At 64.1% G+C, this 26984-nt stretch carries 24 protein-coding genes and 1 pseudogene; 10 read left to right on the forward strand and 15 right to left on the reverse strand.

Going from position 1 to position 26984, the window contains the following annotated elements:
• The first annotated feature begins 9 nt into the window (after positions 1 to 9).
• The 3 genes and pseudogenes from istA to PQ455_RS19465 all read left to right on the forward strand — a co-directional run.
• A complete protein-coding gene (istA, locus tag PQ455_RS19455; RefSeq protein WP_273691558.1) occupies positions 10 to 1521 on the forward strand; it encodes an IS21 family transposase in 1512 nt (503 codons plus the stop codon).
• Positions 1508 to 2236 (forward strand): IS21-like element helper ATPase IstB, encoded by a 729-nt coding sequence (istB, locus tag PQ455_RS19460; protein ID WP_062127353.1) that lies wholly within the window; start codon positions 1508 to 1510, stop codon positions 2234 to 2236. The genes istA and istB overlap by 14 nt, the downstream gene beginning before the upstream one ends.
• Positions 2237 to 2388: 152 nt before the next feature.
• A pseudogene (locus PQ455_RS19465) lies at positions 2389 to 2691 on the forward strand (Tn3 family transposase); the annotation flags it as partial.
• A 156-nt stretch (positions 2692 to 2847) separates the two neighbouring features.
• On the opposite strand, the gene PQ455_RS19470 reads toward PQ455_RS19465, so the two are convergent.
• Positions 2848 to 4836 carry a PAS domain S-box protein gene (locus PQ455_RS19470; RefSeq protein WP_273691564.1) on the reverse strand — a complete coding sequence of 663 codons (1989 nt, stop codon included), beginning with the start codon at positions 4834 to 4836 and terminating at the stop codon, positions 2848 to 2850.
• Positions 4837 to 5029: 193 nt separating this feature from the next.
• Here PQ455_RS19470 and PQ455_RS19475 point away from each other — a divergent pair, with 193 nt between their 5' ends.
• Positions 5030 to 6910 (forward strand): CHASE3 domain-containing protein, encoded by a 1881-nt coding sequence (locus tag PQ455_RS19475; protein WP_420542882.1) that lies wholly within the window; start codon positions 5030 to 5032, stop codon positions 6908 to 6910.
• A gap of 58 nt (positions 6911 to 6968) precedes the next feature.
• Here PQ455_RS19475 and PQ455_RS19480 read toward each other — a convergent pair whose 3' ends face one another.
• From PQ455_RS19480 to PQ455_RS19495, 4 genes are all read right to left on the reverse strand, one after another.
• Positions 6969 to 8762, reverse strand: coding sequence for a sensor domain-containing diguanylate cyclase (locus PQ455_RS19480; protein ID WP_273691567.1), 1794 nt, complete (start codon positions 8760 to 8762; stop codon positions 6969 to 6971).
• Positions 8763 to 9118: 356 nt separating this feature from the next.
• A complete protein-coding gene (locus tag PQ455_RS19485; protein ID WP_273691569.1) occupies positions 9119 to 9337 on the reverse strand; it encodes a hypothetical protein in 219 nt (72 codons plus the stop codon).
• Positions 9338 to 9349: 12 nt separating this feature from the next.
• A complete protein-coding gene (locus PQ455_RS19490) occupies positions 9350 to 9952 on the reverse strand; it encodes a recombinase family protein (RefSeq protein WP_273691571.1) in 603 nt (200 codons plus the stop codon).
• A gap of 282 nt (positions 9953 to 10234) precedes the next feature.
• A complete protein-coding gene (locus tag PQ455_RS19495) occupies positions 10235 to 10714 on the reverse strand; it encodes an acyl-ACP desaturase (RefSeq protein ID WP_051693705.1) in 480 nt (159 codons plus the stop codon).
• Between the two features lie 193 nt (positions 10715 to 10907).
• Between PQ455_RS19495 and PQ455_RS19500 the strand changes: the two genes are divergently transcribed.
• The 6 genes from PQ455_RS19500 to PQ455_RS19525 all read left to right on the forward strand — a co-directional run bounded on the left by PQ455_RS19500 (position 10908) and on the right by PQ455_RS19525 (position 15662).
• On the forward strand, positions 10908 to 11189 hold the full coding sequence (locus tag PQ455_RS19500) for a PepSY domain-containing protein (protein ID WP_066707254.1): 282 nt from the start codon (positions 10908 to 10910) through the stop codon (positions 11187 to 11189).
• A gap of 113 nt (positions 11190 to 11302) precedes the next feature.
• Complete coding sequence (locus tag PQ455_RS19505) at positions 11303 to 11794, forward strand: cytochrome b/b6 domain-containing protein (RefSeq protein ID WP_245857876.1); 492 nt, start codon at positions 11303 to 11305, stop codon at positions 11792 to 11794.
• The gene (locus tag PQ455_RS19510; protein WP_066707257.1) at positions 11775 to 12461 is read left to right on the forward strand and encodes a response regulator; all 687 of its coding nucleotides are present in this window, start codon (positions 11775 to 11777) and stop codon (positions 12459 to 12461) included. Before PQ455_RS19505 ends, PQ455_RS19510 begins: the two co-directional genes overlap by 20 nt.
• Before the next feature lies 1 nt (position 12462).
• The gene (locus PQ455_RS19515; RefSeq protein ID WP_211250653.1) at positions 12463 to 13782 is read left to right on the forward strand and encodes a sensor histidine kinase; all 1320 of its coding nucleotides are present in this window, start codon (positions 12463 to 12465) and stop codon (positions 13780 to 13782) included.
• Positions 13783 to 13955: 173 nt separating this feature from the next.
• The gene (locus PQ455_RS19520) at positions 13956 to 14666 is read left to right on the forward strand and encodes a VIT1/CCC1 transporter family protein (RefSeq protein WP_066707260.1); all 711 of its coding nucleotides are present in this window, start codon (positions 13956 to 13958) and stop codon (positions 14664 to 14666) included.
• A 351-nt stretch (positions 14667 to 15017) separates the two neighbouring features.
• Positions 15018 to 15662: a recombinase family protein gene (locus tag PQ455_RS19525; protein WP_273691583.1), complete on the forward strand. Its 645-nt coding sequence runs from the start codon at positions 15018 to 15020 to the stop codon at positions 15660 to 15662.
• 23 nt (positions 15663 to 15685) lie between these two features.
• Here the strand turns inward: PQ455_RS19525 and PQ455_RS19530 are convergent, their stop codons facing one another.
• From PQ455_RS19530 to PQ455_RS19575, 10 genes are all read right to left on the reverse strand, one after another.
• Entirely contained in the window at positions 15686 to 17059 is a 1374-nt protein-coding gene (locus PQ455_RS19530) for an IS1182 family transposase (RefSeq protein WP_273691584.1), read from the reverse strand.
• A gap of 330 nt (positions 17060 to 17389) precedes the next feature.
• A complete protein-coding gene (locus PQ455_RS19535; protein WP_063690355.1) occupies positions 17390 to 18484 on the reverse strand; it encodes an ABC transporter permease in 1095 nt (364 codons plus the stop codon).
• Entirely contained in the window at positions 18481 to 19608 is a 1128-nt protein-coding gene (locus tag PQ455_RS19540; protein ID WP_273691590.1) for an ABC transporter permease, read from the reverse strand. Before PQ455_RS19540 ends, PQ455_RS19535 begins: the two co-directional genes overlap by 4 nt.
• An 8-nt stretch (positions 19609 to 19616) precedes the next feature.
• Positions 19617 to 20633: an HlyD family secretion protein gene (locus PQ455_RS19545; protein WP_273691592.1), complete on the reverse strand. Its 1017-nt coding sequence runs from the start codon at positions 20631 to 20633 to the stop codon at positions 19617 to 19619.
• Entirely contained in the window at positions 20630 to 22129 is a 1500-nt protein-coding gene (locus PQ455_RS19550; protein ID WP_273691891.1) for a TolC family protein, read from the reverse strand. The genes PQ455_RS19545 and PQ455_RS19550 overlap by 4 nt, the downstream gene beginning before the upstream one ends.
• Positions 22130 to 22192: 63 nt before the next feature.
• The gene (locus PQ455_RS19555; RefSeq protein WP_273691594.1) at positions 22193 to 23356 is read right to left on the reverse strand and encodes a patatin-like phospholipase family protein; all 1164 of its coding nucleotides are present in this window, start codon (positions 23354 to 23356) and stop codon (positions 22193 to 22195) included.
• A complete protein-coding gene (locus PQ455_RS19560) occupies positions 23353 to 23802 on the reverse strand; it encodes an acyl-CoA thioesterase (RefSeq protein WP_273691595.1) in 450 nt (149 codons plus the stop codon). Before PQ455_RS19560 ends, PQ455_RS19555 begins: the two co-directional genes overlap by 4 nt.
• A 1-nt stretch (position 23803) precedes the next feature.
• On the reverse strand, positions 23804 to 25177 hold the full coding sequence (locus PQ455_RS19565; RefSeq protein ID WP_273691596.1) for a Dyp-type peroxidase: 1374 nt from the start codon (positions 25175 to 25177) through the stop codon (positions 23804 to 23806).
• On the reverse strand, positions 25177 to 25872 hold the full coding sequence (locus PQ455_RS19570) for a hypothetical protein (protein WP_066693438.1): 696 nt from the start codon (positions 25870 to 25872) through the stop codon (positions 25177 to 25179). Before PQ455_RS19570 ends, PQ455_RS19565 begins: the two co-directional genes overlap by 1 nt.
• A gap of 22 nt (positions 25873 to 25894) precedes the next feature.
• The gene (locus tag PQ455_RS19575; RefSeq protein WP_239017960.1) at positions 25895 to 26983 is read right to left on the reverse strand and encodes a catalase family protein; all 1089 of its coding nucleotides are present in this window, start codon (positions 26981 to 26983) and stop codon (positions 25895 to 25897) included.
• Between the last annotated feature and the right edge of the window lies 1 nt (position 26984).

Genomic DNA, 26984 nt, shown 5'->3' on the forward strand with positions numbered 1-26984 from the left:
GAGATCGGGATGCTGGTATTGGAGACGGTGTTGAGGATCCGGCGCGAGCACGCGTCGGGCAAGGCCATCAAGGCGATAGCGCGGGACCTGCACCTGTCGCGCAAGGTGGTGCGCAAGGCGATCCGGGCGCCGGAAGCGGACATGGGTTATCGGCGAGAGGTGCAGCCGCTGCCGAAGCTGGGGCCGTTTCAGGCGCGACTGGATGCGTTGCTGGAGGAAGATGAGGCACGGCCGCGGCGCGAGAAGCTGCGCCTCACGCGCATCCACGACCTGCTGCTACGCGAGGGGTTCGATGGCTCGTACGACGCGGTTCGCCGTTATGCGGCGCGCTGGCGGCAGGCGCAGCGTCGCGACGTGATGAATGCGCCGGCGTTCATCCCGCTGCTGTTCCGGCCGGGCGAGGCTTACCAGTTCGACTGGAGCCACGAGGACGTCGAGATCTCGGGCAAGCCGATGCGCGTGAAGGTCGCGCATGTCCGGCTGTGCGCGTCGCGGGCAATGTATGTGCGGGCCTATCCCCGCGAGACACAGGAGATGCTGTTCGACGCGCATGCACGGGCGTTTGCTTTCTTCGGAGGCGTGCCGACGCGCGGCATCTACGACAACATGAAGACGGCGGTGACGAGCGTGTTCACCGGCAAGGAGCGGGTCTTCAACCGTCGCTTCCTGGTCATGGCCAACCATTACATGGTCGAGCCGACCGCCTGCTCGCCGGCGTCGGGCTGGGAGAAAGGTCAGGTCGAGAACCAGGTGCAGACCGCACGCGGTCGCTTCTTCCAGCCGCGCCTGCGATTTACCGGCCTCGAGGAGTTGAACGGCTGGCTGGAGGCGGAGTGTCGGCGCTGGGCAGAGTTGCACCAGCATCCCGAGCAGAAGGAGCTGACAGTCGCCCAGGCATGGGCAGCAGAACGGGCGGTGCTCCAGCCTATTGTCGCACCCTTCGACGGCTTCCACGAGAGCGAGCATGCGGTAAGCGGCACATGCCTCATCAGCTTCGACCGCAACCGCTATTCCGTTTCTGCCAGGGTGGTGCGACGTGCCGTCCAGGTCCGCGCCTATGCCGACCGCATCGTCGTGCGCTGCGACGGTGAAGTCGTCGCCGACCATCCCCGGTTCTTCGGCCGCGACCGGACCATCTACGACCCGTGGCACTATCTGCCGGTGCTGGTGACCAAGCCGGGTGCCCTGCGCAACGGCGCACCGTTCCAGGGCTGGGAGTTGCCGCCTGCGCTGGCACGACTGCGGCGCAAGCTTGGCACCGGCGACGATGCCGACCGGCGGTTCGTGCGGGTGCTGGCAGCGGTGCTCGACGACGGGCTGGAGGCGGTAGAAGTGGCCGTGCGCGAAGCATTGCTGGCCGGCGTCGCCAGCGACGACGTCATCGTCAACATCCTGGCCCGCCGGCGCGAACCGCCGCGACCGCTGACTATTGTCACGCCAGAAGATCTGGCGCTGCGCCATCCGCCCCGTGCCGACTGCAACCGCTATGACAGCCTGCGAGGTCTCCATGCAGCGGCATGAGATGATGACGGCCATGGCCGAGTTGGGGCTGAAGGGCATGGCTGGCGCCTTCGACGAGGCGGTCACTACCGGTCTCCAGCGCAAGCGCACGACCATGGAGGTCCTGACCGACCTGCTGCGTGCCGAGGCGACGCACCGCCATGCAGCCTCGGTCCGTTACCGGATGTCGGCCGCCAGGTTACCCGCGGTGAAGGACCTCGACGCCTTCGTCTTCGGCGACACTCCCATCAACGAGGGACTGGTGCGCTCGCTGTACAGCGGCTCGTTTCTTCCGGGCCAACGCAACGTCGTGCTGGTCGGTGGAACGGGTACCGGCAAGACGCATCTCGCCACCGCCATCACTGCCAATGTGGTACGAGCCGGCGCCCGCGGACGCTACTTCAACACAGTGGACCTGGTGAACCGGCTCGAGGAGGAAACGCGCCTCGGCAAGGCCGGCACGCTGGCGGCCCAGCTTTCGCGCCTCGATCTCGTGGTGCTCGACGAGCTTGGCTACCTGCCGTTTGCACGCTCGGGCGGTCAACTGCTCTTCCACCTCGTCAGCAAGCTCTACGAGAAGACCTCGGTCATCGTCACCACCAACCTGGCCTTTGGTGAGTGGCCGACCGTCTTTGGCGACCCCAAGATGACCACCGCGCTGCTCGACCGCATTACCCACCATTGCGACATCGTCGAAACCGGCAACGACAGCTGGCGCTTCAAACATCGAAGCTGAAGCCTGGGGCACCGGCAGAGAACGCTTCGTGCTGGTTGCGCCTCCGGTCGGGCTACGCCCGCCCTACGCCGCAACCAGCACGAACAGTGCGCCCGTCATACCCGTTACGCTGCTCGACGAAGGGGGTCCCTTTTGCACGCCGATAGGGGGTCCTTTTTGGACGCCGATTGACAGGAGAGCTGCGCGATCGCACGTTCGAAAACCAGCGGCACCGCGCGTCAGGGCTGACCCTGGTCACGGCCGCGGTGACGCTATGGAACACGGTCTATCTCGACCGTGCCGTCCAGCACCTGCGCCATTCCGGCATCGACGTCCCCGATGAGCTGCTCGCCCATGTCGCCCCGCTCGGCTGGGAGCACGTCGGGCTGACCGGCGACTACCTCTGGAGCGAGATCGACCGCCCGCGCGAGCGGCTCAGGCCGTTGCGCGTGCCGCGAACCAGCGAGAATCGTTAGCGTACGTTTTCGGGCCTTCTCTCACCGGCCCCCATGGAAGACTCTTTTTTCGTGGCTTTTCACCCTACGCGCTCCGGACCGAGCAGGCGTGGAGCTTAAAGCGCAAGTTACTGGCTACGAACACCTTACGGGATAGCCGAAGCGGGTATGACGCTATCATGGTCGAGCTGCCAGCAGCCGATTGAGGACCTTCGCCACGCGGTCGACCAAATAGGGTTTCTGAAGGAGCTCAAAGCCATGCGAGCCTTCTTCGGCGATGATCTGGCTATAGCCGCTCGCGAGGACGACCGGGAGAGCGGGATGGTCGCGGCGCAGCCGCTGCGCCAACTCGACCCCATTCATGCCGGGCATCACCACGTCCGAAAACACTACGTCGAACTTTTCGGGGTGCTGGTCGATCAGGTCGAGCGCCGCCTGCGCATTGGCAGCCCACGTCGTTCCAAACCCGAGATCGTGCAGCATCTGGGTCGCGAACTCGCCGACCTGCACATTGTCCTCGACAACTAGAATGCAGCCATGGCCCCTCAGGCTCACGCCTTCCTCGGCGTTTATCGGTTTGTCGGCCGACATCTCGTCATGCGCACGAGGCAGATACAGCGTGAACCGGGCCCCCTGGCCCGGATCGCTCGCGGTGACGATATCACCGCCTGTCTGCTTGGCGAAGCCGATCACCTGGCTGAGGCCGAGGCCGGTGCCCTTGCCGACATCCTTGGTCGTGAAAAAGGGTTCGTAAATGCGGTCGATCAGATCATCGCTGATACCGGTGCCGGTGTCGCTGACCTCGATCGCAACGAACGTGCCAAGCGTCGCATCATGGCCTCGCCGCGCCGGGATCTGATCAACATTGCGCGCGACAAAGCGGAGCACTCCGCCTTCAGGCATGGCGTCGCGCGCATTGACCGTCAGATTGAGCATGGCGGTGTCGAACTGCGCGGGATCGGCAAGGACCGGCCAAACGTCGGGTGCGACGTCACGCTCGATGGTGATCTGCGAACCGACAGTCGAGCGCAGCATATCGTCGATCGACGCGAGACGTGCTCTCGGTTCGAACACCTGCGGCTTGAGCGGCTGACGGCGCGCGAACGCGAGCAGTTGTCCGGTGAGAGATGCCGCACGATCGACCGTTTCGGAGATCGCCTTGATGTAACGCCTGCGCTTTTCCTCGGTCACATCGTCGCGCTGCAACAGATCGGTGCTGCCGCGGATGATTGTCAGCAGATTGTTGAAATCGTGCGCCACCCCGCCGGTAAGTTGACCGACCGCCTCCATCTTCTGCGCCTGACGTAAGGTTTCTTCGGTGTGCTGGCGCTCGGAGATCTCCTGCCGCAACTGATCGTTGGCAGCCTTGAGAGCGGCGGTACGCTCGTCAACCGCGTGTTCGAGATTGAGCGCGAGTTGACCCAAGGCTTCCTCGGTACGCTTGCGGTCGGTTACCTCAAGCGTCACCCCGGTCATCGTCATCGATGCCCCGCTGGCTGCGCATTGCACGGTACCACGCAGATGTATCCAGTGTTCGCTGCCATCGGGCCAGCAAATCGGATAGTCGGTATCGTAGGTGTCGCCGCTTGCCAGCGCGTGCTCAATCCCGGCGCTGACTTCGTCGCGATGCTCCGGGTGAACCGCATCGAGAAGCGCGTGGAAGGAAAACGCATCCTCGGCACCACGCCCGAAATTGGCCTTGCACGCATCGTCGCAGCTCAGAAGCAAGGTTGCCGCGTCGAGCTGCCAGGTGCCAAGCCTCCCAGCATCCAGCGCCGTCGCCAGTTGCCGCTCGCTGTCGCGCAGGCGCTGTTCGGCCAGGTGCTGGGGGGTGCGATCCCGCAGTATCTTGATATAGCCGATATGCTCGTCGCTATCCTCGGCCTCGAAGCGCATCATCAAGCCGGACGCCCAGATGCAGCTTCCGTCTTTGCGCTGATGCCAGCGCTCGTCCTCGGCCCGACCATTACGCGCTGCGCCGGCCATCTCGGCATCGCACACCCCGTTCACCTTGTCGTCGTCGGTGAAGAAGATGCAGGCGTTCTTGCCGATGATTTCAGCCTCGCTCCATCCGAGCAGATGCTCGGCGCCTGGGTTCCAGCTCGTGATATTGCCGTCCAGATCGATCGAGATGATGGCAAAATCGGTCGCGCTGTCGAGAACCAAGCGCGCGATCCTGTCGCTATGCGGCCGGGGGTGCGGCGCAGTCGGTCCGGTATGATCCATATGGGTATGCCTACGGGAGAACGCTGAACTAGATGAGACTTATCAGGCGCTCAACGCGCTCGACGGGTTTTGGCTCACCTGTAAAGAGGATTTGCGACTTGTGGCGGCCGTTGCCCCCTCGCATGACACGGCGATGTGCATGAGCCTTCGATATCGATCCCTTCTACCCCTCATTATCGGGTTCGCATTGCTCGCGCTGACCGTGCTCGGCAGCCTGTGGCTGGCGGAGCGGCAGGAGCGCTCGTTCGAGGCCGTCCGCCACACTCTGGAGGTGCAAAAGCGCCTCGGCATGATCCTTTCGCGCTTTCAGGATGCCGAGACGGGGCAGCGCGGATATCTGCTTACCGGCCAAATCGCCTATCTCGAACCCTATGAGGCCGCGTTGGCCGGACTGGGCAGAGAGTTCATCGCGCTCGACGCCGCAATCGCCGACAACCCCGACCAACTGGCGCGAGCCAAAACCCTGAACGCGGTTTCCAACCAGCGACAGGACATCCTGCGCGCCACGATCGAACGCTACCGGCTCGGTGATGCCCGCGGTGCGATTGCAATCGTGCGCGAGGGCAGCGGGAAGCGCATGATGGACCGGCTTCGATCTGTCGTGGCGGCGATGGACCGCGAGGAACAAAGGCTCCTTGCCGCGCGGGGTGCAGCAGCCGACCGTCAAGCGCGCCTCGTAAAGCTCGCGCTCCTGGCGAGCGGCATAGCCATCGTGCTGCTTGCGCTTCTGGCGATCCGGGATGCCCGCAAGCGCCTGCATGACGCAATCGCAGCACGCGATGAACTCGGTATCGCCAACGAGCGGCTGACGATCGAAGTCGCGGAGCGCACCGCGGCTGAGGGACAGGTCCGTCAGATGCAGAAGATGGAGAGCATCGGCCAGCTCACCGGCGGCATTGCGCACGACTTCAACAACATGCTCGCGATCGTGATCGGCTCGCTCGACATGGCGCAGCGGCGGTTTGACGAAGCACCCGCCAAGGCCAAGGACTATATCGACAACGCCATAGATGGCGCTCGGCGTGCCGCCCAACTGACCGCGCGGCTGCTGGCCTTCTCACGTCAGCAACCCCTCGAGCCGCGAGCGATCGACACCAACAAGCTGGTCGGCGGAATGTCGGAACTGCTGCGACGCACCATCGGCGAGCATATCGCGATCGAAACGGTGCTGGCGGGCGGGCTGTGGCCTGCCTTTATCGACGCCGGACAGCTCGAAAACGCCGTCCTGAACCTGTGTGTCAATGCCCGCGACGCCATGCCCGATGGCGGCAAGCTGACACTGGAAACCAACAACACGCATCTCGACGAGCGCTATGCGGCCGAGCATGACGAGGTCACCGCCGGCCAATATGTGGTGCTCTGCATCACCGACACCGGCACGGGCATGCCGCCCCACGTCATCGAACGCGCGTTCGATCCCTTCTACACGACCAAGGGTGTCGGCAAGGGGACCGGGCTAGGGCTCAGCCAGGTGTTCGGGTTCGTCAAGCAGTCGGGTGGTCACATCAAGATCTACTCCGAGCCCGATCAGGGAACGACGGTAAAGCTTTACATGCCACGCCACTTCGGCGCGGCAAGCACGCTGTCCGATGCAAAGGCTGGCACCGTTGAAATCCCCCGCGCGAGGGACGGCGAGACCGTGCTGGTGGTCGAGGACGAAGAGCGCGTGCGGCATATGTCGGTCGATGCCCTTAGAAGCCTCGGCTACACCGTGGTCCAGGCGTCGGACGGTATGCAGGCGCTCGCCGTGCTCGCGATCCAGCCACGGGTCGATCTGCTGTTTTCGGATATCGTCATGCCGGGCATGAACGGACGGGAGTTGGCGGACACCGCCCGCGAGCAGCGATCCACTCTCAAGGTGCTCTTCACGACCGGCTACACCCGCAATGCAGTCGTCCATAACGGCGTGCTCGATCCAGGCGTTGCGTTCATCTCGAAACCGTTCGGGATCGATCAGCTCGCGGTGAAGGTTCGTCAGGTTCTGGATGGCGAGGGCGATAACCGCCGCGACTGAAGCGTCGCTCAAACAAGTTCCCAACCGACCATCCCGCGAATGCCGCAACTGGTTGCGATTACGCCGCCAGCACCAACCGATTTCGGCCATTCGCTTTGGCATTGTACAAGGCCCGGTCAGCGACCCCGAGCAGCTGATCCGCTGTCGTCCCGGGCATGACAGCAGCGATCCCGACGCTGACCGTAGCACGCATGGTTCGTCCATCATCTGCCGTGCAGGGGGCCTCTGCGAAGCTCGCGCGAACACGTTCACAGACCAGCTCCGCCTGCTCCAGTGATGCACCGTCTAGAATGGCAACAAATTCTTCGCCGCCATACCGCGCCACCACATCGGATGTTCGAAGCGTCGACCGGAGAAGGTCCGAAAACGCGCGGAGGACGACGTCGCCCGAGACGTGGCCAAAGCGATCGTTGATCGACTTGAAATGGTCGAGGTCGAACATTGCGATGCAGCCGGGGCGTTGCTCGGTGCGGGAGCGAGCGATCTGCTCATCCAGCGCGAGATCGAACGCTCGCCTGTTGGCAAGCGATGTAAGCGGGTCGGTCAGGCTTTCCCTAGTCAACGCGCCTTCTCGCTCCTTGCGGCGCGTGATCTCTCGAAGGATACTGACGACCCCGCTGGGCGTACCTTGCTGATCGATCGTTGCTCGTGTGTGGGTCTCGAACCAACCTAGGCTGCCATCGCCGCGTCGAGCGCGATATTCGACGATGAACGTGTCGTTCGGCGCAGCGAGCGCCATGCGGTGAACCCGAACCACCTCGGGGACGTCGTCCTCATGGATCATCGCGTGCGGGAGCTGCCCCAGCATGTCCTCTGGTCGGTAGCCGGCGATCGCGAGGAGCGAGGGAGACACATACCGGATGACCCCATCAACATCCAGGCGCATGATGATGTCCCCGGTTCGATCAAGAATAAGGCGCGAGAGCGCCGACGCTTCCTGGAGAGAGGCGAAGAGCTGCTTGCGCCGGCGCAGCTCTGCCGCTGCCGGCAGGATCGTCAGCACCGCCGTCGCCAGATAGAATTGGAGGAACTGCGCCTTGTCGCCGTTCTGGCCGTCGATGAGGCCGATCGGACCGGTGCCGTTGAGCGTCGCAACTATCGCTGGAACGGTAAGAAAAATGATGGATGCCGCAGCGCCGAGCCGGCCGAGCCGGAACACCGCCACCATCATCGGCAAAAAGGGCAGGAAGAGCAGCGGAAAACGTGTCTGCGAAAACACAAGGAAGGCGACAATTCCGACTAATAACGGGAGGACGATTACCTCCGCCCAATCGCTGGCCTCGGCCTTGCGCATCCAGCCGGACACATCACCGCCTCTGGCCAACATCAACAGCGGCGTGAAGGTGATCGCTCCCAGCGCATGACCGGCCGAGTAATGTAGCCAGTTGGACAGAAAGGGACCGCCGGTGATCAGGTGCGCGGTCAGACCGGCGGCTCCTCCGAGCACCGAAGGCACCGCCAGACCAACGATCGCGAAGAATGCGGTGATCTCGGGAATCGACTCCAAGTGGCAGCAGTTCGCGACATATCGTCGCAGCAGGAGCGCTCCCAAGGCTGCCTCCGCCACATTCACCACGGCAAATGGGAGGGAAGCAGCGATGCCGAGGCCGAACCATGTCGTAGCTGCGCTTCCGGCGACGAAGCAGATTGCCAAGGGTAGCGGCCACTCGCCGCGTGGTCGCACCACCAGATCGGAAAGGAGGATTGCAGTTGCACCCCAGATGAATGCCACACCCCCCTCGAAACGGGTGTAGGCCACCGTTAAGCTGGCTGCGACGAAATAGGAGATGCCAAGGAAGGCCACGTGCACGAGGCGCCGGCGAAAATCCCGAGAAAGGTAGGTCGCTGACATCGCCGCAGATTAAGGGAAAAAGGTTAACAGCCAGCTTCTACATGCCGCTACCAGTCCATATGGCTTAGCGAGCTCCGACGGCAGGACGGTGGCTTACCTCAAAACTGGTCACCGGCCTCACATTCCGATAGGGTCGGAGGCCGTATGGGAGACCTCAACGAGGATCGTTCAATGGAAAATACCGAGAACGATCGCCAATACTACAAACGTAGAGCGCGTCAGCAGCTCGACTTGGCTGCGGCCGCTACAGACCTGGCAGTCAAGGCAATCCATCTTAATCTGGCTTCCAGGTACGCGACGCAAAGCGAGGAGGATTCACATGAGAAGGACGGTACATCGACTAACCGCTAGTCGGGTCATAGAGAGCCTTGAGTATCGAGAGGAGGTCTGACTCGCGCAGCGAATGCCTCCAATACATCGGGATCAATCTCTTCGCCTGGTTGAAGCCGCTTCGCTCCAATTGCCGCATCGATCGCGGCCTGGAGATGACAAGCTGCAGTCGTCGTGTGCTCACCATCCTGATCGTAGAGCGCAAGCGCCTTTCGCATGAGAACCAAAGCTCTTTTGTTTTCCATTGGATCCTCCCTTCATTCTTGGGTTGAGTACGCGGCCCCTTCCAGTTCCGCGACGATTGCATCCTGAATCGGCGCGGGAAAGTGGCGGTAAAGCGTTGGAACAGACACTCCGATCGCCGGCGCCACGTCTCGCATCGTCATCCCGCTCGCTAGGAGCTTGCGGGCGGCGTCGAGGCGCTTGGGCGTCATGACCGTCTTTCGGCCCCCTACCCGCCCCTCGCGCCGAGCTACGATCAGAGCGGCCGTCGTCCGCTCACGATTGAGATTCCGCTCCATCTCGGCCATCGCCGCCATGATGTGAAAGACGAGCTTGCCGGCTGTGCCGGCGGCATCAATCCCGTCCGTTAACGAGCGAAAGCCTATGCCACGATCGGCTAGCTCGGCCGCCAGGTCGACGAGCCCCTTCATCGTTCGGCCGAGGCGATCGAGCTTCCACACTACGATCACGTCGCCGGCGCGAGCGTGGGACAAGGCTTCCGCTAGGCCGGCGCGGTTGGCCTTGGCACCACTAGCCTTATCAGTGAAGGTCCGCTCGCAACCTGCCTCGCGCAGCGCATCGAGCTGGAGCGTCAAATCCTGTTCGGGCGTCGAAACCCGCGCATAGCCGATCAGCATGAATCGTTCTCAAAACTCATCTTCCGCGCCTAACACGACCGGTCGCAATCGAGAATGTGTTTTGATACGTCCTCGCTGCCTGCTAAAGCTTCTCACATGGTTTCGGCTCAAAATCGATCGTGGCTGTTGAAAATCTCGCGTTCGAATTGATGTTGCGCGATTAGGGCACTGAGCGCTCTTTCAGGCCCCATTCGGCGGGCGTGTGTTAAAAACCTATCGAACGATCCCGATTTGATGCGCCGGCCCGCCGGGGGGATGGCCGGGCCGGCGCCTGCAGCTGGCTTAGCGACGGGGGAGCTTTGCCAGGGCAGCCTTGTAAGCCGCGTAATGCGTGCCTTCGTCGACCGCGATCTGGCGGAACATCTGCGCCACCTTCTTGTCGCCGGCCGCTTCCGCCTCCTTGGCGAAATTCACGTACATCGTGACATTCTCGTAGTGCTCGCCCTTCATGGCATCTTCGAGGTTCACATTGTTGCTGCTGCCGAGCCGCAGCGCCTGCGCTTCGCGATCGAAGTGCTCGTTGGCCTCGACGTTGGCCGATGCGCGGAAGAGCTTGGCGAGTTCGGGCTTTCCCGCCGCCTGCGCCTGGTCGGCGTACCGCAGATACTTCAGGTTGGCATAAGCCTCCCCGTGCATCGCGGCTTCGAGGTTCGCCCGCGTGCTGGCGGCTAGCGGGCGGGTCGGCGCCGACGGCGCGGCGGTCACGCTGACGGCGAAAATGGTCGCGGCACCGGCGGCAGCGACGATCAGGGACTTCATCATGGTCGATACTCCATTGCCGCCGGAAGTGCGGCTGCCCCGCTATCGACCCCGGTCCTGACGACGACCTGACAGGTCCGCGGCAACCGCATTCTCGAGCCGTCGGAAAAACTCGTTGTGCCGTCAGGTTTCGGTCAGGCGGTGCTGCGATCTCCCGGTCATCGAGGCTATCCCGCCTCTGACAGGAGCTCGTTCGATGATCCGATTTGCCCCCTTGAAGGTCGCAGCCTTTCTCGCCGCCGTCGCAGCTGCGCCGATGGCGATGGCGTCGCCCGTCTGCACCAAGGCGCCTCAGGCCAAATGGATGACGCCGGCACAAATGAAAGGCCGCGTCGCCAAGATGGGCTATCGCGACGTCAAGGTCTTTCAGGTGTCCGGCAGCTGCTACGAAATCTACGCCCACACCAAGGACGGCAAGCGCGCCGAGGTCTATTTCAACCCGGTGAACGGCGCGGTCGTTCAGAACAACGTCGACTGACGATGAGCCACGTCGCTCCAGCGGCTCCTTCCCGAGACCCTGCTCGCAACCGCGGCAGGGTCAAGGTCTGGGACCCGATCGTCCGCATCTTTCACTGGACCGTGGTAGGAGGTGTGATCGCCAACCTGACGTTCCTTCGGCATGAGGAGCCGCCGCATATCTATGTCGGCTACGTTGTCGTCACGGCGCTGGCGATCCGGCTGATCTGGGGTGTTATCGGCCGGCGTTACGCGCAATTCGCCAGCTTCGTGCCAGGCCCGTTCGTGTTGCTGCGCTATTTTCGCGCGATGGCTGCCCGGCGCGAGCCGCGCTACATCGGGCACAACCCGGCCGGAGGCGCAATGATCGTCGTCCTCCTTGTCCTGCTGGCGACGGTGGGGACCAGCGGATGGATGATGGGGCTCGACCAATTCTGGGGTGTGGGCTGGGTCGAGACGTTGCACGAAACCGCCGCCAATGTTCTGATCGGCGCGGTAGCCCTGCATGTCATCGGTGCGATCGTCGAGAGCGTGCGGCACCGGGAAAACCTGCCGCTGGCGATGGTCACTGGCTACAAACGTGCACCAACGGGGACCGACATCGACCATGCGCCTGCTGCTGATTGAAGACAACGCCCGGCTCGGCAGCCTGGTTCGGGACGGCCTGATCCCGCAGGGTTTCGCGGTCGATTGGGTCGAGACCGTCGAGGACGCCGAGCTGGCGATGAAGGTGGCGACATATGACCTGCTACTGGTCGACCTTGGCTTACCCGATGGAGACGGCTTGGACATCGTCCGCCGTTCCCGCCGGGACAAGAATGCGACGCCGATCCTTGTCCTGACCGCGCGAGGTGGCCTCGACGATCGCGTCACCGGACTCGACGCGGGCGCTGACGACTATCTGGTGAAGCCGTTCCAGATTCCCGAGCTCGCGGCGCGGTGTCGTGCCCTGCTGCGACGACCCGGGGCGTCGCTCGGCACCCAGCTCGCCGCGGGCAACGTCGTGCTCGATTGTGCCTCACGGTCGGCCGACGTGGGCGGCGTCGCGATCGACGCGACGCCGCGTGAAATCAACCTGCTCGAAGTTCTGCTCCGCCGCGCCGGACACGTCGTCGCCAAGCCGGCGCTTGAGAATACGCTATATGCGATGGACGCCGAGGTAACGCCCAATGCGTTGGAAGCGGCAGTATCGCGGCTGCGCAAGCGCCTGACCGCCGCCGGGGCGGACGTGCAGGTCCGCACCGTGCACGGCGTCGGCTATGCGCTGTTCGCGCCAAGCGTATCTGGTGAATAGGATGGACGCGGTTCGGCCAAGGCGACGGCCCCCTACGCTGTTCCGACAGATTGCGGCGCGTCTGGCGGCGTTCACGCTGCTGTTCGCAGCACTCGACGTCGGGATCGTCGTGTTCACCTACAGTCGCCAGCCCGAATCGCTCGCGCAGGAATTGCTGACGCTTGAAGCGACGAAGGCTCAGGCAGGCGGCGTGCTGTCGCCCGACCTGCTAACCGGACCGCCGGGGGCCGAATCCTGGTCCGCGCGCTATGTCGAACCGGGATCACCCGAACTCCGGCGGGTAGGGGAAACCGGGATCGACGGCGCGTCAACCCTGGTCGACTGGACGCGGCGCGAACAGACTCCTCGCGGCTATCGGATATCGGGCGTTCGCGCGATCGATCGCGGCGAGGAGCGGCGATGGCTGGCGATGCAGTTCGAGGGCGACGGCATCCGCCCCTATGTGCCGGTGATCGTGAACGAGATCATTCAGCACGTGATGCTGCCGCTGATCCCGTTGTCGCTGTTGCTGTTGCTGTTCAACGTCTTCGCCGTCCGCCGGGTGCTCCAACCGCTCCGCCATGCCGAGCGCGAAGTGGACGCGCTGGAACCCGACAACACCCTGCTTCGCCTTTCGGAGCCGAGTGAGCCGCGAGAGGTCAACACGCTCGTCAGTGCCGTCAATCGGGCGCTCGGTCGGCTCGATGCAGCGATGGCGACTCTGCGGGAGTTCACTGCCAACGCCGCACATGAGCTGCGCACACCGTTGTCGATCATGCAGCTATCGCTCGATCGGCTCCCCGCAGGCAAGCAACGGGACGAACTGCAGGCCGATGCGCGGCACCTGACCCGTCTCGTCGAACAGATGCTCGATCTCGCCCAAGCCGACGCGCTGGCCCTCGATGGCCACGTTGCCATCGATATCGCCGACATCGGCCGGGACGTCGTGGCCGCGATGGCGCCAAAGGTGTTCGCGGCGCAGCGTGATCTACGTTTCGAGAGCTTCGGCGACACCGCGGCGATCGGGCACCCGGAAGCGATCTTCCGCATCTATCGCAACCTGATCGACAATGCGCTGTCACACGCGCCCGGCGTCACGCCCATCGACGTAAGCGCGGGACCCGGTCCACAGCTGACGGTCCGTGACTACGGGCCGGGGATTGCAGAGGTCGATCTTCCGCACGTGTTTGACCGCTTCTGGCGCAAGGATCGCCGCAGCTCTACCGGAGCGGGCCTAGGCCTTGGCATCGTGCAACGGTTGACCGAAGCGCATGGTGGAACGGTCAGCGTCGAAAACGCGACAGGCGGGGGTGCTTCGTTTCGCGTCCGACTCGAGGTCTAGCCTTGAAATTACGGGAGCCATCGCTTTCGTCAGCTGTTCGTCAGGCCCGTGCCGCAACGCACCTGGCGTAGCTACATCGCTCCATCATCCCTGCACTGCTGTCCGGAGCCAAATACAATCCAATTCCCGCCCACTCGGCGGCTCACCGAGTTCGACATACTTTAGGATAGCCAATGACGACCGACGCCATCGATCACGCGCCAGGAGAACATCATCTCGTCCACCGTACAGGCTGGCTTCGCGCAGCGGTGCTCGGTGCCAACGACGGAATCATTTCTGTTTCAAGCCTGATCGTCGGTGTCGCAGCCGCGCCAGGCTCGACTGCGAGCACAGTCCTTGTTGCGGGGGTAGCAGCATTGGTCGGGGGTGCACTGGCGATGGCGGCGGGCGAATATGTTTCGGTCAGTTCGCAGGCGGATACCGAGAACGCTGACCTTGCGCGGGAATCGGCCGAGTTGGAACGTTCGCCCGTGACCGAAACGCGGGAACTGGCCGCAATCTATGAAGGGCGTGGCGTCGAGCCGTCGCTAGCGATTCAGGTGGCCGAACAGATGATGGCACATGACGCTCTGGGAGCGCATCGCCGTGATGAGCTTGGCCTTGCTGACGACGGCGCATCGCAGCCGATGCAGGCCGCGGTATCCTCGGCCTTGGCATTTGCCGCCGGCGCGATCCTACCCGTGATCGCTGCATTAGCACCGCATAGCGCTGTGCTTTATGCGGTACCAGCAACGGCATTGGTGCTGCTTGGCGTGCTGGGTGCGCTTGGAGCGAAGGCGGGCGGCGCCCCGATCGGGCGCGCCATGATCCGGGTGGTTTTACTGGGTGTCCTTGCGATGGGGATGACGGCCCTTATTGGGGCTTTCACCGGGACGGTGGTTTAAAAGCTTTTCGTTGCCCGCGGCGATGCGACACTAGTCCGCACCGCTACGTCCCGAAAACGAGTAAGCAAACGCATCGCCACCCACGCCTATGGTCAGCCCCCCCTTTCGCAAAGCTGATCGTATCCGGCACCACGCTAATTTGTTGCCGAAGTTTCCCGAAGCCTCCACCGTAACTGTCTTTGGCCGTGAAGCGACGGGGCACTCACAGCGCACACCAACCGCCAGAAAAACGACCGGTTTTCTGGCGGTCGATGGTTTTGCCCCGTCAGCGCATCCCGACAATCGGAAAACCCGTTGCGAAAACCACCGACACATTGCAGGGTGCCAAGCGTCTTTTCTGGCGGGGCAATGATGCTCATTGGTTATGTGAGGGTGTCCAAGGCTGACGGATCGCAGACGCTGGCTCCGCAGCGGGACGCGCTGCTCGCCGCAGGCGTCGACCTCTCGCGCATCTACGAAGACCTTGCTTCAGGTCGACACGATGCCCGCCCCGGCCTGACTGCCTGCCTCAAGGCGTTGCAGCCAGGCAATACACTGGTCCTTTGGAAACTGGATCGCCTCGGGCGTGACCTCCGGCATCTGGTCATTACCGCCGAGGCGCTGCGTGAGCGTGGCATCGGGTTGAAGGTGCTGACGGGGGCCGGCGCGCAGATCGACACCACTACCGCGAACGGCCGTCTAGCCTTCGGCATCTTTGCCGCCTTCGCTGAGTTCGAGCGCGAGTTGATCGCCGAGCGCACACAGGCTGGCCTTGCTGCAGCACGCGCGCGGGGGCGGATGGGTGGACGACCCCGCAAGATGGACAAGGCCACCCTTGCGATGGCGATGGCCGCTATGTCCGATCGCAACGCGATCGCAGCCGATGTCGCGCGTCGTCTCGGGATGACGACAACGACACTTTATATGTATGTGAATGGCGACGGCACGCCCAAGGCGCCGGGCCAAGCACTGCTCGACGGCGTGCCGTACCGCAAAGAGCGACTGCGCGCCGCGTGATGAACCGGACCGCGCTTCAGCGATCAGGCATATCGCGCAGAGGGCGGCACAATCACGTCCTGTTCGATCGACCGGGCCGAAATGGCAGCTGGGGTCAACGCCGCGGGGACGCAGACACCCCGGCGCGGCTTGCCGGTCAGCCGTTGCGGTCGCGCCAGGATCATCAGGTTCATAACCGCCGCGCCGATCAGGAACTCCTCCTCCGCTCCGCGAATGCCGCGCAGGTGAAGCCGCCTCATGCCATGCTTGCCCTTGGCGTCGGCGAAGAACCGTTCGACCCCCCGCCGCAACCGCATCGACCGCTTGAAGAGGCCGGTTTCCGTTTCGGCTCTGGCAAGATCGCGGACGTCCTCGTCGTCCAGACGGACCAGGGTACGACGCCGTGCAGTCGTGCATTTCTTCCGAAGCACGCACGCCTCGCAGTCGCGGGCGTCGGCAGCATAGCGATGTACGCCGGTGGGCGGATGGAAGGCGTGGTGTTGGAGCGTCTTGCCGGTCGGGCAGGTAAAGCTGTCGGTATCCCGATCATACCTGAAGGCCGTTCGCGGCAACTTGCCCTTGGTCTGGTGCGTCCGATCGATCACGGGGATGTGCGGAATTGCACCGTGGTCCCGCACGAAGCCGAGGAAGCCGGCGCTGCCATAGGCCTTGTCGGCAGCGACCCGCTTGGGGTGATAATCGAAACGAACGGCCGACCGCTCGAGCATGACGCGGCCTGCATCGACCTCCTCCGCGAAGCGAGCTGGTGTTGCCTCAACATCGAGCGCGACGCCGCTCGGGGTATCGACCAGCGCATTGAGGGCGTAGCCGAACCGGCCACGCACCGTTCGCGCCGACCAGGCCGCGGCAGGATCCGTCCGAGAGACGCCTTGGAAGCTTTTCGAGCGAGCCAACTCCCAGACGGTATCTCCTGTGTCTTGCACCCATTCCCTGACCGCGCGCGACGCGTTGGCGACATACGGCAGGTAGCCAGGAACGGTCTTGCGCTGCCAGCTCGCATCAGCCGCTATGAACGACGCATCGATCGCGGCGTCTTTTCCGCCGATCAGCCCTTCACTGATGCAGAGTCGGACCGTGCTCTCGAACAAGATCCGGAACACGTCGGCATCGCGGAAGCGACCGTGCCGGTTCTTGCTGAACGTCGAGTGGTGCGGAACCTTGTCTCCCGGCGCGAGACGGCAGAACCAGCGATAGGCTAGATTGTAGCGAAGTTCCTCGCAAAGGCGCCGTTCGGACGTGATCGCGTAGATGCGACCGATCAGGGTCATGCGGATGAGGAGTTCGGGATCGATCGATGGTCGCCCCCGCGTGCTGTAATGATCGGCCAGTGCTTGCCTCAACTCGCTTGTGTCGAGACATCGGTCGATGCGACGCAGCAGGTGGTCTGCGGGCAACATGGCTTCTATGGTGCGGCGGGACGCCCCTCCCCGCCCACCGCGACAGGTTGGTCACATCATGGCGGTGCTCCTTTCGGCAGGAGTAAAACGAAGGAGCAACCCGGCATGTCCGGCATTTTTCAACAGGCCCGAACGGTTATGACACCTCGGGTTACCAGCTCCGCTTTCTCACTTCTGCTATTGCGACGGGTTTCGGGATGCGTTCGACATTCCCGTTTTTCGATCCTTGTGGGACGGGATCGCTATGCCTTGGGGTGTCATTCCGCCCCCAACCGTACCGGGCGCCAGCGGCGCATTTTTCAACAGCCCCGATCGTGGCTGTTGAAAAATTCAACGCGCGCTGTTGGTGCTACTCCAGATATTCAGCCCTCCATAAAGCGCCAAGAGTGCCATAAGCTTGGCCAGTGGACCAAATACGTCCTCCAAGCTTGCACCCATCTGATTTAAAGGAACGAAAATATGCATGGCGCAGGTGGCGGGGGAAAACCAGGCCAGCGCAGAAAGCCAGCCCGGCATTGCGTGGAGTGGCCAGGCAAAACCCGCTAGAAACACGAGCGGCACAGATGTCGGCAACAGGATCTTCAATGCATCGTCGCCGCTGTTGAACAACTTACCCAGCAACAGCCCGAGCGCCGCCACGGTTGCCGCAAAGACAGGAACTGCGACGAGGAGCGCCGGCAGCGCCCCAGCGTGCGGGATATCCTGGATCCAATAGATCATTCCGAAATAGAGCAAGGCGGACAGCACGCCGACAAGGGTGCATGCCGCCCACATGCCAAGCGCGGCTGCGACGGACATCCGCCGTTCCCTGCGGCGTTGGCGTTCCGCCATCAGCCGGGCGCAGGCGAGCAGTAGCGTCTGCTGCAGGATGATGTTGGCGACCGCCGGGAAAATGTAGTCGCGGTAGCCGAGCGTGGTGTTGAACAACGGGTGGACAAGGATCGTCGGCATCGCCGCAAGCCGGGCACCGCCTTGCGCCGCGCGCCAGCGGTCGATCGCGCCGGCCAGCGTCGCGGCGACGCCGGTGCCGATGCTCTGCGCACGCAGCAGATACGTCCCGTTCAGCCACAATGCGATGCCCGCCGTACCTCTACCCGTCAGCGCGCCGCCGGTAAAATCGCGCGAGATCAGCAGGATGCCGTCCGCCTTCCGGTCACGCACGGCACCGCGCGCTGCGACCATGTCGGGAACCTCGCCGACGACGCGGACGCTGCGCGTTTCGCCAAGATCGTCGAGCAGGCGGCGCGCGGCGGTCCCGCCGTCGCCGTTCACAACCACCACGGGCAGCGCGCGGGCGGACTGGTGCGCATAGGGCGCTGGATAGTAGAAGGCATAGAGCAGCACCGACAATATCGCGAGCGATAGGAGATCGCGCGTCGTGACGATCGTCAATAGCGTGTGTTCGAGAGCCGCGCGAAACGTCATCGGCCTTCCCGGTCACGGCGGATAAGGATTATGCCCAGGCCGCCTGCGACCAGCGGATACAGCAGCAGCGTTCCCGCTGCCTTCAGGAACGGCCCGGCGGAGGCACCAAGCACCTGATCCATCTGCAGCGTCATGTAGTGGGTCAGCGGCAACACCTGGTGCCAGACCCGCGCGAACAGGCCCGCGCCATCGATCGGCAGCGAAGCGCCCGAATAGGCGAGCGCCGATCCCGCAACGATGACAGCGCCCGACAAGGCGGTGGCAATGCTGCGCGTTGCAGCGACGAGCAATAGCGCGATCGCCGCGGTGGCGACGAACAGCAATGCTTGCCCCGCCACGATCAGCAGCAGCGATCCGTCTGCGCGATAGCCTTGTGCGAGCGTGAGCCATAGCAGCCACGCAACACCCCAGAACGTTCCCGCAATCACATGAGGAGAAAGCCGCCCGGCCAGCGTTGCCGCAACGCCACCCCGTACGGCGAACGCGGCGAACGAGCCATCGTTCATCAGCACCCCGATGCTTCCTACGCAGGCAACCGCGATCAGCAGGTGCAACACCCCCGGGCCCAGCAGCAGTCCTAGATACCATTCCAGGCTGAGCGATGGATTGCCGAGCACCGTCACCTGCACGCCGGGCAGCAACGCCGGATCGATCGCGGCCAGTCCCGCCAGGCCGTGGGTGGACGCCCCGTACTGCGCCAGCGTGGCGGCGACTGCAACGCGCAGGTTCGTCGCCGCGAGTGCCCCCGTCGACAGGAACGCCGCCTGATGGAATATCTCGACCGGGGCGCGACCGGCATTACGGGTTCCGACGCCCCGGGGGATCACCACGGCGGCGACCGCCTGTTCGCGCCGCATCATCGTCACCGCGGCAGCGACGTCGGGCACCCGGCCGACAATCCGCAGGCCTGGGGAGGCGTCGATGTCGCGCACGATGCGCCGGGCCAGCACGCCGCCGTCACGATCTACAATGACGGTGGGCAAATGGTGCGGCGATCCGGCAGATAGCATCGCTGCCATCGCGCCCAGCAAGATTAGCGGCATGACAGTCAGCAACGCCAGATCGACGGGCGTCGAAATGATGCGGCCCCATTCGGCCCGGCACGCATTATACAGGGTGACCATCGCGGGCGTCACGCCGGCGGTTCGAACAGGACGCTCATGCCCGGCCGCAACCCTTGCGCCCCGCCTTCGGGTTTCAGCGTGACCTCGAACGCGCGGACGTCATAGCCGCGCGACTGGCGCGTGGCGCGCCATGTCGCGAAACTGCCCTGCGGCGCAATGTGGCTGATCCGGAACCGTAGGTCGCGGCCGAGCGCCGGGACGTGGCCGACGAGAAGGCGACCGGGCGTCAGTCCGTGATAGGCATCTTCGCGCACGGTCAACGCAACGTGCGGGTGATCGACGTCGATCACCTGAAACGCCGGCAGGATCGGGCTCACGATCTCGCCGGGGCGCAGCAACCGGCGTGACACCTCGCCGTCGATCGGAGACACGAGCCGCTTCTCGCGCTCCAGTGCGGCAGCGGTCGCGGTCGCGGCTCCGGCGGCGCGGACCTGCGCGTCGGCGATCGCGCGATTTTGCGGCCTGATGCCGGCGCGTGCCTTGTCGTACTGGGCCTTTGTCGCTTCCGCCGCACGGCCGGTGCTGTCGCGCGCGGCATGAGCCTCGTCGCGGCGCTGCGCGGCGATAACACCTTGCGCATAAAGCGTGTCGGCACGGCGGCTCGACACCGCGGCCAGGTCGGCCGTCGCCTGTGCGGCCAGCCAGGTGGAACGCAACGAGGTCAGGTCTTCCGCCCTGGCCCCCTCGATCGCCACCGATTGCAGCGCCCGTGCGCTGTCGAGCGCCGCCTGCGCCTGCTGCTGACCACCATCGATCTCCGGCGCCGACAGGATCGCCATCACCTGCCCGCGGCGGACCCGGTCGCCCTCGTCCACCGCCAGCGTCTCCACACGAGCCAGCGCCTTGGTGGCAACATTGATCTCATCTGCCTCCACCTCGCCTTGCCATTGTTCGGGCGCGGGACGGCTCGCCAGCCACAGCCCGAGGCCGACGATTACGACGACGACGGCGATGCCGATCCACAGCAACCAGCGCGCGCGGCGCGAGTGGGCGGCAGGATCGACGTCGACTGCCGGATCGGTCATGGGCGGGCATCCGTGGGCAGATGGATGTCGGCGCCGGCGATATGATCCGCGAACGTATCGAGTTGGCCCGATGCCGACAGGAGCGCCGCCAGCGCGAGGTCATATTCATAGGCGATCGCCGCCCGCTGCGTGCGGGCCGTGGCAAGGGCGGCTTCCGCGGCCAGCACCGCGGTCATCGTTGCTTCTCCCTCGCGGAACGCAATCTCCTGCACTCGCAAATTCTCCTGTGCAGCCGCGAGCGAACTGTCGGTCAGCAGAAAGGCGCGCCGTGCCGATTCGACCAGATCCCACGCGCGCAACGTCGCGGTAATCGCGCTCTTGCGCGCTTCACGCGCGGCATCGTCGGCGGCCGCGGCGTTTGCCTTTGCTGCGTTCAGGGCATGGCGACGATCGACGTTGGACAGCAATGTGTAGCGCACGCCGACTCCGACCACCCAGTCAGGCTCGGTCGGCAATGCATTCGATCGGTTGAGATTGTATTCGCCGAACGCGAACGCCTGCGGGCGGTAGCGCGATCTCGCAAGATCCACGCCGGCGCGGGCGACCGCACCTGCCGCGTCGGCCTGCCGCGTCTGTGGTAATCTTGCCTCGCCGCCGGTGAAGCTGCCCGCGGGCGCAAGCGGATGACTGACGACAAAGAGACCGGTGGTGGGGCGTACCCGGTCCACCTCAAGCAGGCGGGCAAGGTCGTCCCGGGCGCCATCGTGGGCGATCGCGGCGCGCTGCCAGGTTCGCTCGGCGGTGTCGCGCGCGACCTGCGCCTCGAGCGTGCGCGCGTGAGCAACGACCCCCGCGGCCTCCATTTTGCGAACGTCCGACAGCAGCCGGTCGAGTGCGTCGCGGCTTTCCCGCGCCGACGCGGCGAGCGCCGCAGCGGCCTGTTCGCCGAAATAGACGCGGATGAGGTTGAGCTGCGCGAGGTCGCGCCCTTGCGCCGCGCGCGCCGCGGCGATCTCAGCGGCTGCGCGGGCGCCGCGCTGGATCGCAGGTATCGCTCCGCCGGAATAGAGCGGCAGTACCCCCTGCACCGTTGGACGGAACACATCGTCACGGTAGCGATAGCTCAGCTGGTCGGGGATCGCGGTGAACAGGCCGGGCAAAGCCTGCCCGATCCTGCCCACGATGTCGGATGCAATCTGCTGAAACGCAGGCGGGACGGTCATCGGGATGCCGGACAGGAAATCCTGCGTCGCATCGCGCGCATCCTCTTTCTGTCCGGTCAGATCGACCGCCAGCGTCTTCTGATATTCAATGTACTGCGCCGACGCGGTAACGACCGGACGTCTGAGCGTCGCTACCGCGGCTGCCGTTTCGCGCGCCGCATCTTCTGCGTGGTCGGCGGCCGCCAGCGCTGGCGAGGTCGTCTCCAGGCGTCGGCTTGCCGCATCGAACGTCATGGCGACGTCCTGTGCTGCCGCGCCGGCAGCGATTGGCATCAGCGATGCCGCGATTATTGTCGCGCGTGCCATCCCGAACCCTGCCCAGCCCCCGATCATCGTCAATTCTGTCATCCCGGCCATACGCGGCAATCGACGAACCACGACCGCGATGATCCTGTTCTATTGATGATCGAGACGATCCGCGATGGCAAGATCGGCCGGGGTGGGCGGCGTCTTGCGCCACGAACCAGTGCGTCCCCGCTCGACGCCATAGGCGTACAGGCGTCGCATGTAGGTCTTCTCGAACAGGCGGTCGCTGGGTGCGACGTCGTTCCCGATGAACGTCAAGTTCCAGTCGATGCCGTGGCGATGCGCGTAGACGTAGCTGGTTTCCGCCAGTGTCAGCAGCGCTGCCTGCTGGTTGAGCGCGAAGGCGCGCTTCAGGATCGGGACGAGCCGCGGCGTAACCATCTGAAAATCGCCGCCAAGCCTGCTGTTCATCAACAGGTAGACGTGCAGCCGGGCGGCGTCCCCGATCGGCGCGTCGCTGACCGCGAGCTGCGGCGGGATTGCGAGGATGCCAGCGGTCGTCCCGCCATCGGCATGAAGCTCGCGTACGGGCGCCCCGTTGCTGGACGCGTCGATCACCACCGGGGGAAACACCACAGGAATGGACGACGATGCCAGCAATACCCGCCGGAACAGCTCGACCTTGTCCGGCAACATGCTGGCGGCGATTGCCCCCATATCCCAGATCACGCTGCGTTGCGCGTCGAGATTGGCGGTGGCGACGAACAGGCGGCGCCCCTTGGCCTGCTCCTCCGCGATGCGCGCTACAAGTTCCGGTGTCACCTCACGTGCGATCAGTTTCGCAAGCGGTGCGGTGGAGGCGACACTGGTCGATCCCGGTATCGCAAGTGGGAAGCGGGGATGGAAGATGTCCCTTGCGGATACGCTGGTGTAAAACCGGGCGATCGATGCATCGCCTTCCTTGCCCAGAAAGGCAAAGGGAGCGATCAATGCCCCGGTGCTGACCCCGGTGACAACGCTGAACTCCGGACGCGTGCCGCTCTGCGTCCAGCCGTTGAGCACACCGGCGCCATAGGCACCCTCGTCAGCACCACCCGAAAGGGCCAGCATCGTTACCGGCTGCCCGGCCGGCACATCGGGTCGCATCCGCTGCGCGGCATCCGGCAGATCCGCCCAGAAACGGACCTCCGGCGCACCGGCAATAGCGGCCGCGGCACTTTGCGCCCCGGTGAACGGCACGCGCTCCACCGTGGTACATCCACTGACAAACGCCATTGCGGCTATCGTAACGGCGCGGAGGATCTGTCTGGTCATCGCATGGCTCCACTAGCCGTAGTTGCTTCAGTGTCACGAAGATAGAAATGCTGAGCAAGATCGGGACGAATACGCACAAGTTGCCTGGACCCGCGATCGATGCACACCAGCGTAGACTCAACTATGGCAACGTCTTCGCTGTTTCGCTCGAAGCGAGTTTCAAAGTGGGCACGACATCCTTGATGACCAATGACGCGCACTACGGCGACGATCAGATCGTGCAGCACGGCGGGCCTGTGATAGACCACGTCATGACGGTGCGCGATCCAGGCGAGCGTCTCTACCTGTTCTGGCGGCGCGGTCTTGCGCCAATAGGCGTTGACCGCTTCTTGCATCCACATGAGATAGATGGCGTTGTTCACATGATCGAGATCGTCGATCGCTCCCGGACCGACCCTGATCGGATGCCGATATTCAACGTAGCGGCCCGGACCATGGTCAGGCATCTCAGTTCCACGATCCTGCCGCGATCCATCGCAAAGCGGTGAGCGAAGGCATGAACATATATTCGCCGCCACGCAGCCGGTTGTACGTGGTGACACCGTCTATACGGCGACGAACCGGCTCGGCAGGCACGGTGAAGCGTCCGGGTTCCTCATGCAGGCCGACCACAGGATCACGCTCCTTCCCCAGGTCGATGAAATTACCGCGATTGATCCATTCCTGCTGCAGAAACTCGATCGTGTCGAACGCACGTGCCGAGATGAAGATGAAGAAGATGCCGCGATCGTTCTCGCCATCGTCGGCAGCAGTCAGGTCGGCCGACCATTTCGGACCGAAGGTGGAAGAGCGGCGGATGATCCGGTGGATGTTTTCGTCGGTCAGGATCGTCAGTCGCTCACCGCGCGGATTGAGGCGGCGCATGTGCGCGCCATGCGGACAGACAATTCCCGCCTTGTCGCCCGAGAAATCAAAGTCGTTGCGCCGGGCCGGATCGGCGCCCAGCTCTTCGTCGTCGCGGGTCGGCGACAGGATCAGCGGTGCCCCCGATCGCCAGCGGCCGAACATCTTGGCGGCCAGCAGCTCCTGCGCCGCCTCATCGTTTGCCTGGCCGCGCACGAAATCGTTGAATGCGCCCGGTCGACTGTCATACTTGCGCAGCACGACATAGGAACCGTTCCGCCCCAGCGCGTCAGGCTGCGGTATCTCCAGCGGCGCTCCCGTTTCGCTGTCCTCGCCCAGGATGAACTCGCCCGGCGCGATCGCGCGCTCCTGCCCCGGCTGTGGATCGACCCCGGCACCCGCGACGGTCGGCTGCGACACCGAGTCACGAAAGCCGAACGGGTTCTTGGCATCCGCATCGGCTCCGAAACGATGTGTTCCGATCAGCGTCACGCCGCTCGATGCATGATATTCGGACATTGCCCGGTCGGTGGCTTCGTCAAGCCGGGCCTGATCCGAAGCGAAGATGGTGAGCGCGATGTGGCAGCGATTGTCGCGATACGCCTCCTCCCATTGCTCGGGAGCATTCTCTCCCGCGTCACGCAGCTGCTCGGCGCGCGCCGCCATTCCCTGACGAAACGACAGAGGAAAGCTGGCGAGCGAGCCTTCGGGCACCCCAAGCGCCTTCAGACCCGCGTGACTGATCGCCACACCGGTCCATGCCGTCAGCTCTTCGGTCCAGTCTGCTGCGGCAGGGATATGCGGCGCGAGCCTTCGCAGGAGATCGCGGCCACCCGCGGCGTCGTCGACGTGAAGCATTGCGTGAATGCCGACATACGGTTCAGGCCGCGCGCGCAGGATCAACGCCTGAATGTCGTCCAGCTGCAGCGTCACGCGGTCAGGGCGGAAGCGGTCCTTGAGGTGCTGGAGGATACCCATCAGTAATCCACTCCGTGCGGCACCGACACCTGCCTCGACAGCAGGGCCAGCGCGTCCCGTGTCGCGGGGTCCACAGCGGTGTTGCCGGCCATTGTATCGAGGAAGGCATCGAGCGCCGTCTCCATCCGCTGCAGCCGCCGCACGTCCACAACCGTCACCTGCGGGTTGGCGACGAACCAACCGGCCGCGTCGATCTGGTGATCGGCGATGAAATCCTTCACGTCAGGCGAGGCAATCCCCGGCCACCCTTCGACATTGGCGAACAAGAGATCCATCAGGTCAGGGATCTTGGTCGCGAAGTCGTTGATATAGGTATCCCAGTCACCGTCGTACGCCGTAGCGAACAGGATGCGCGTGTCGTCGTCGAACAGGACGAAACGCATGTCATGCAGCGTCGAAACTTTCTGGGCGCCGTCGAAATTGCCGCCGGTCAGGTTGAAGATGCGACGCAGCCGGTCGCCGCCGCCAGGCTTGAGTTTGGCGATTGCAGTCAGTTCGGACACATTGCCCGATTGCCGGCCGGCCCGGCCCGCCGACCCGGCGGTGCCCTTGAACAGAGGGTTGTGGTTGCGGATCAAGCCTTCGATCGCGATCCTGGCCAGCGTGGGGGCATCGGCGGCGATTTCTGCGGCGAGGCGACGGAACTCTTGCAGACGGGTTTCGTCATCAAGCCTGGGATCTTTACTGTCGGCCATGAACGGCTCCTTCTGGTTCGGATCAGTCCGGAATTTCATCAAGCGAGCGTGGTTCGCGCCGAGCCACGGCATTCAGCCTGTGCCGCTGGCTGGAGGACGATTCATACGCTGCCTTGCGGATTCGCATGATGCCGCCGAGCGGCCGATGCGCCGCGACCCCGTTCCACGGGTTGAAGGCGAGATGGTCGTCGCCATGCACCTGTCTGGCCGGGGCATAGGCATCCTGGGGAGGGAAGGTCAGCGTTGCGATCGCGCGATGCGGTGAAAGGGCAGGATCCCACAGGACCGCCGCGTCCTCGATCGGCATTGTATCCGGGTCGACGCATAGCTGCGCGCGTAATTCGTAGGTGGCGCCGGCGTGCCGGAAATGGTCGACTACCGCGTCACGCATGGTCGAGAAGCCCGCCTCGACCTGCCGTCCGGTCAGTTCGGCCACCCCCCCGACCGGCGCCAGCGACAGTTTCGCAACATGATCGCCGTAGCGGATTGCCGCCTGCGTATAAAATGTCTCGCCCAGCATGTTCGCATGGTCGCGCGCCAGTCCGTCAAGCGTGGCATTAGGGCTGCCGCCTAGCGCCTCCACAGCGCCCTTCACGCCACGCGCGGCAGCGGCGATCAGCCGCTGCGCCGCCTCAGGCGCGTCCGCGTTCTTTTCAAGCAGACCCAGCATGACCTTGTATTTGGCGATCGTACCAAAGGCGAGCGTCGGAAAATTGACCATCAGGAAATCCTGATTGGCCCCCCCGAGGGTGGGTGACAGGCGCTCGCCCCCAACGCCGATGACCTTGACCGCAAAGCCGCGCGGGGCCGGCACTGCATCGCTGTGAATATCACCCGGCGCCGATGACAGTCGAGCTACGATCTCATGTTCGCCAGGGTGGGCGAAGATGCCCTGCGCCAATTCGGCAGGCAGATCCTGATGGACTGTCATCCGCCCTTTCAGGATCGCATGGCTCTTCGCATGTGCGTCTCGGTGCGCATGATGATGCCGCTCTGCGTGAGCAGCCTGTGTCGCCGCCATTCGAGCCACGATCTCACGCGTCAGCGCAGCTTCGTCGGGCTGCTCGATTTCGAGATCGTCGCGATAGGCGATGGGGCGGCGGGTGGTCACG

The organism is Sphingomonas naphthae (genome assembly GCF_028607085.1).
Lineage (GTDB): Bacteria > Pseudomonadota > Alphaproteobacteria > Sphingomonadales > Sphingomonadaceae > Sphingomonas_Q > Sphingomonas_Q naphthae.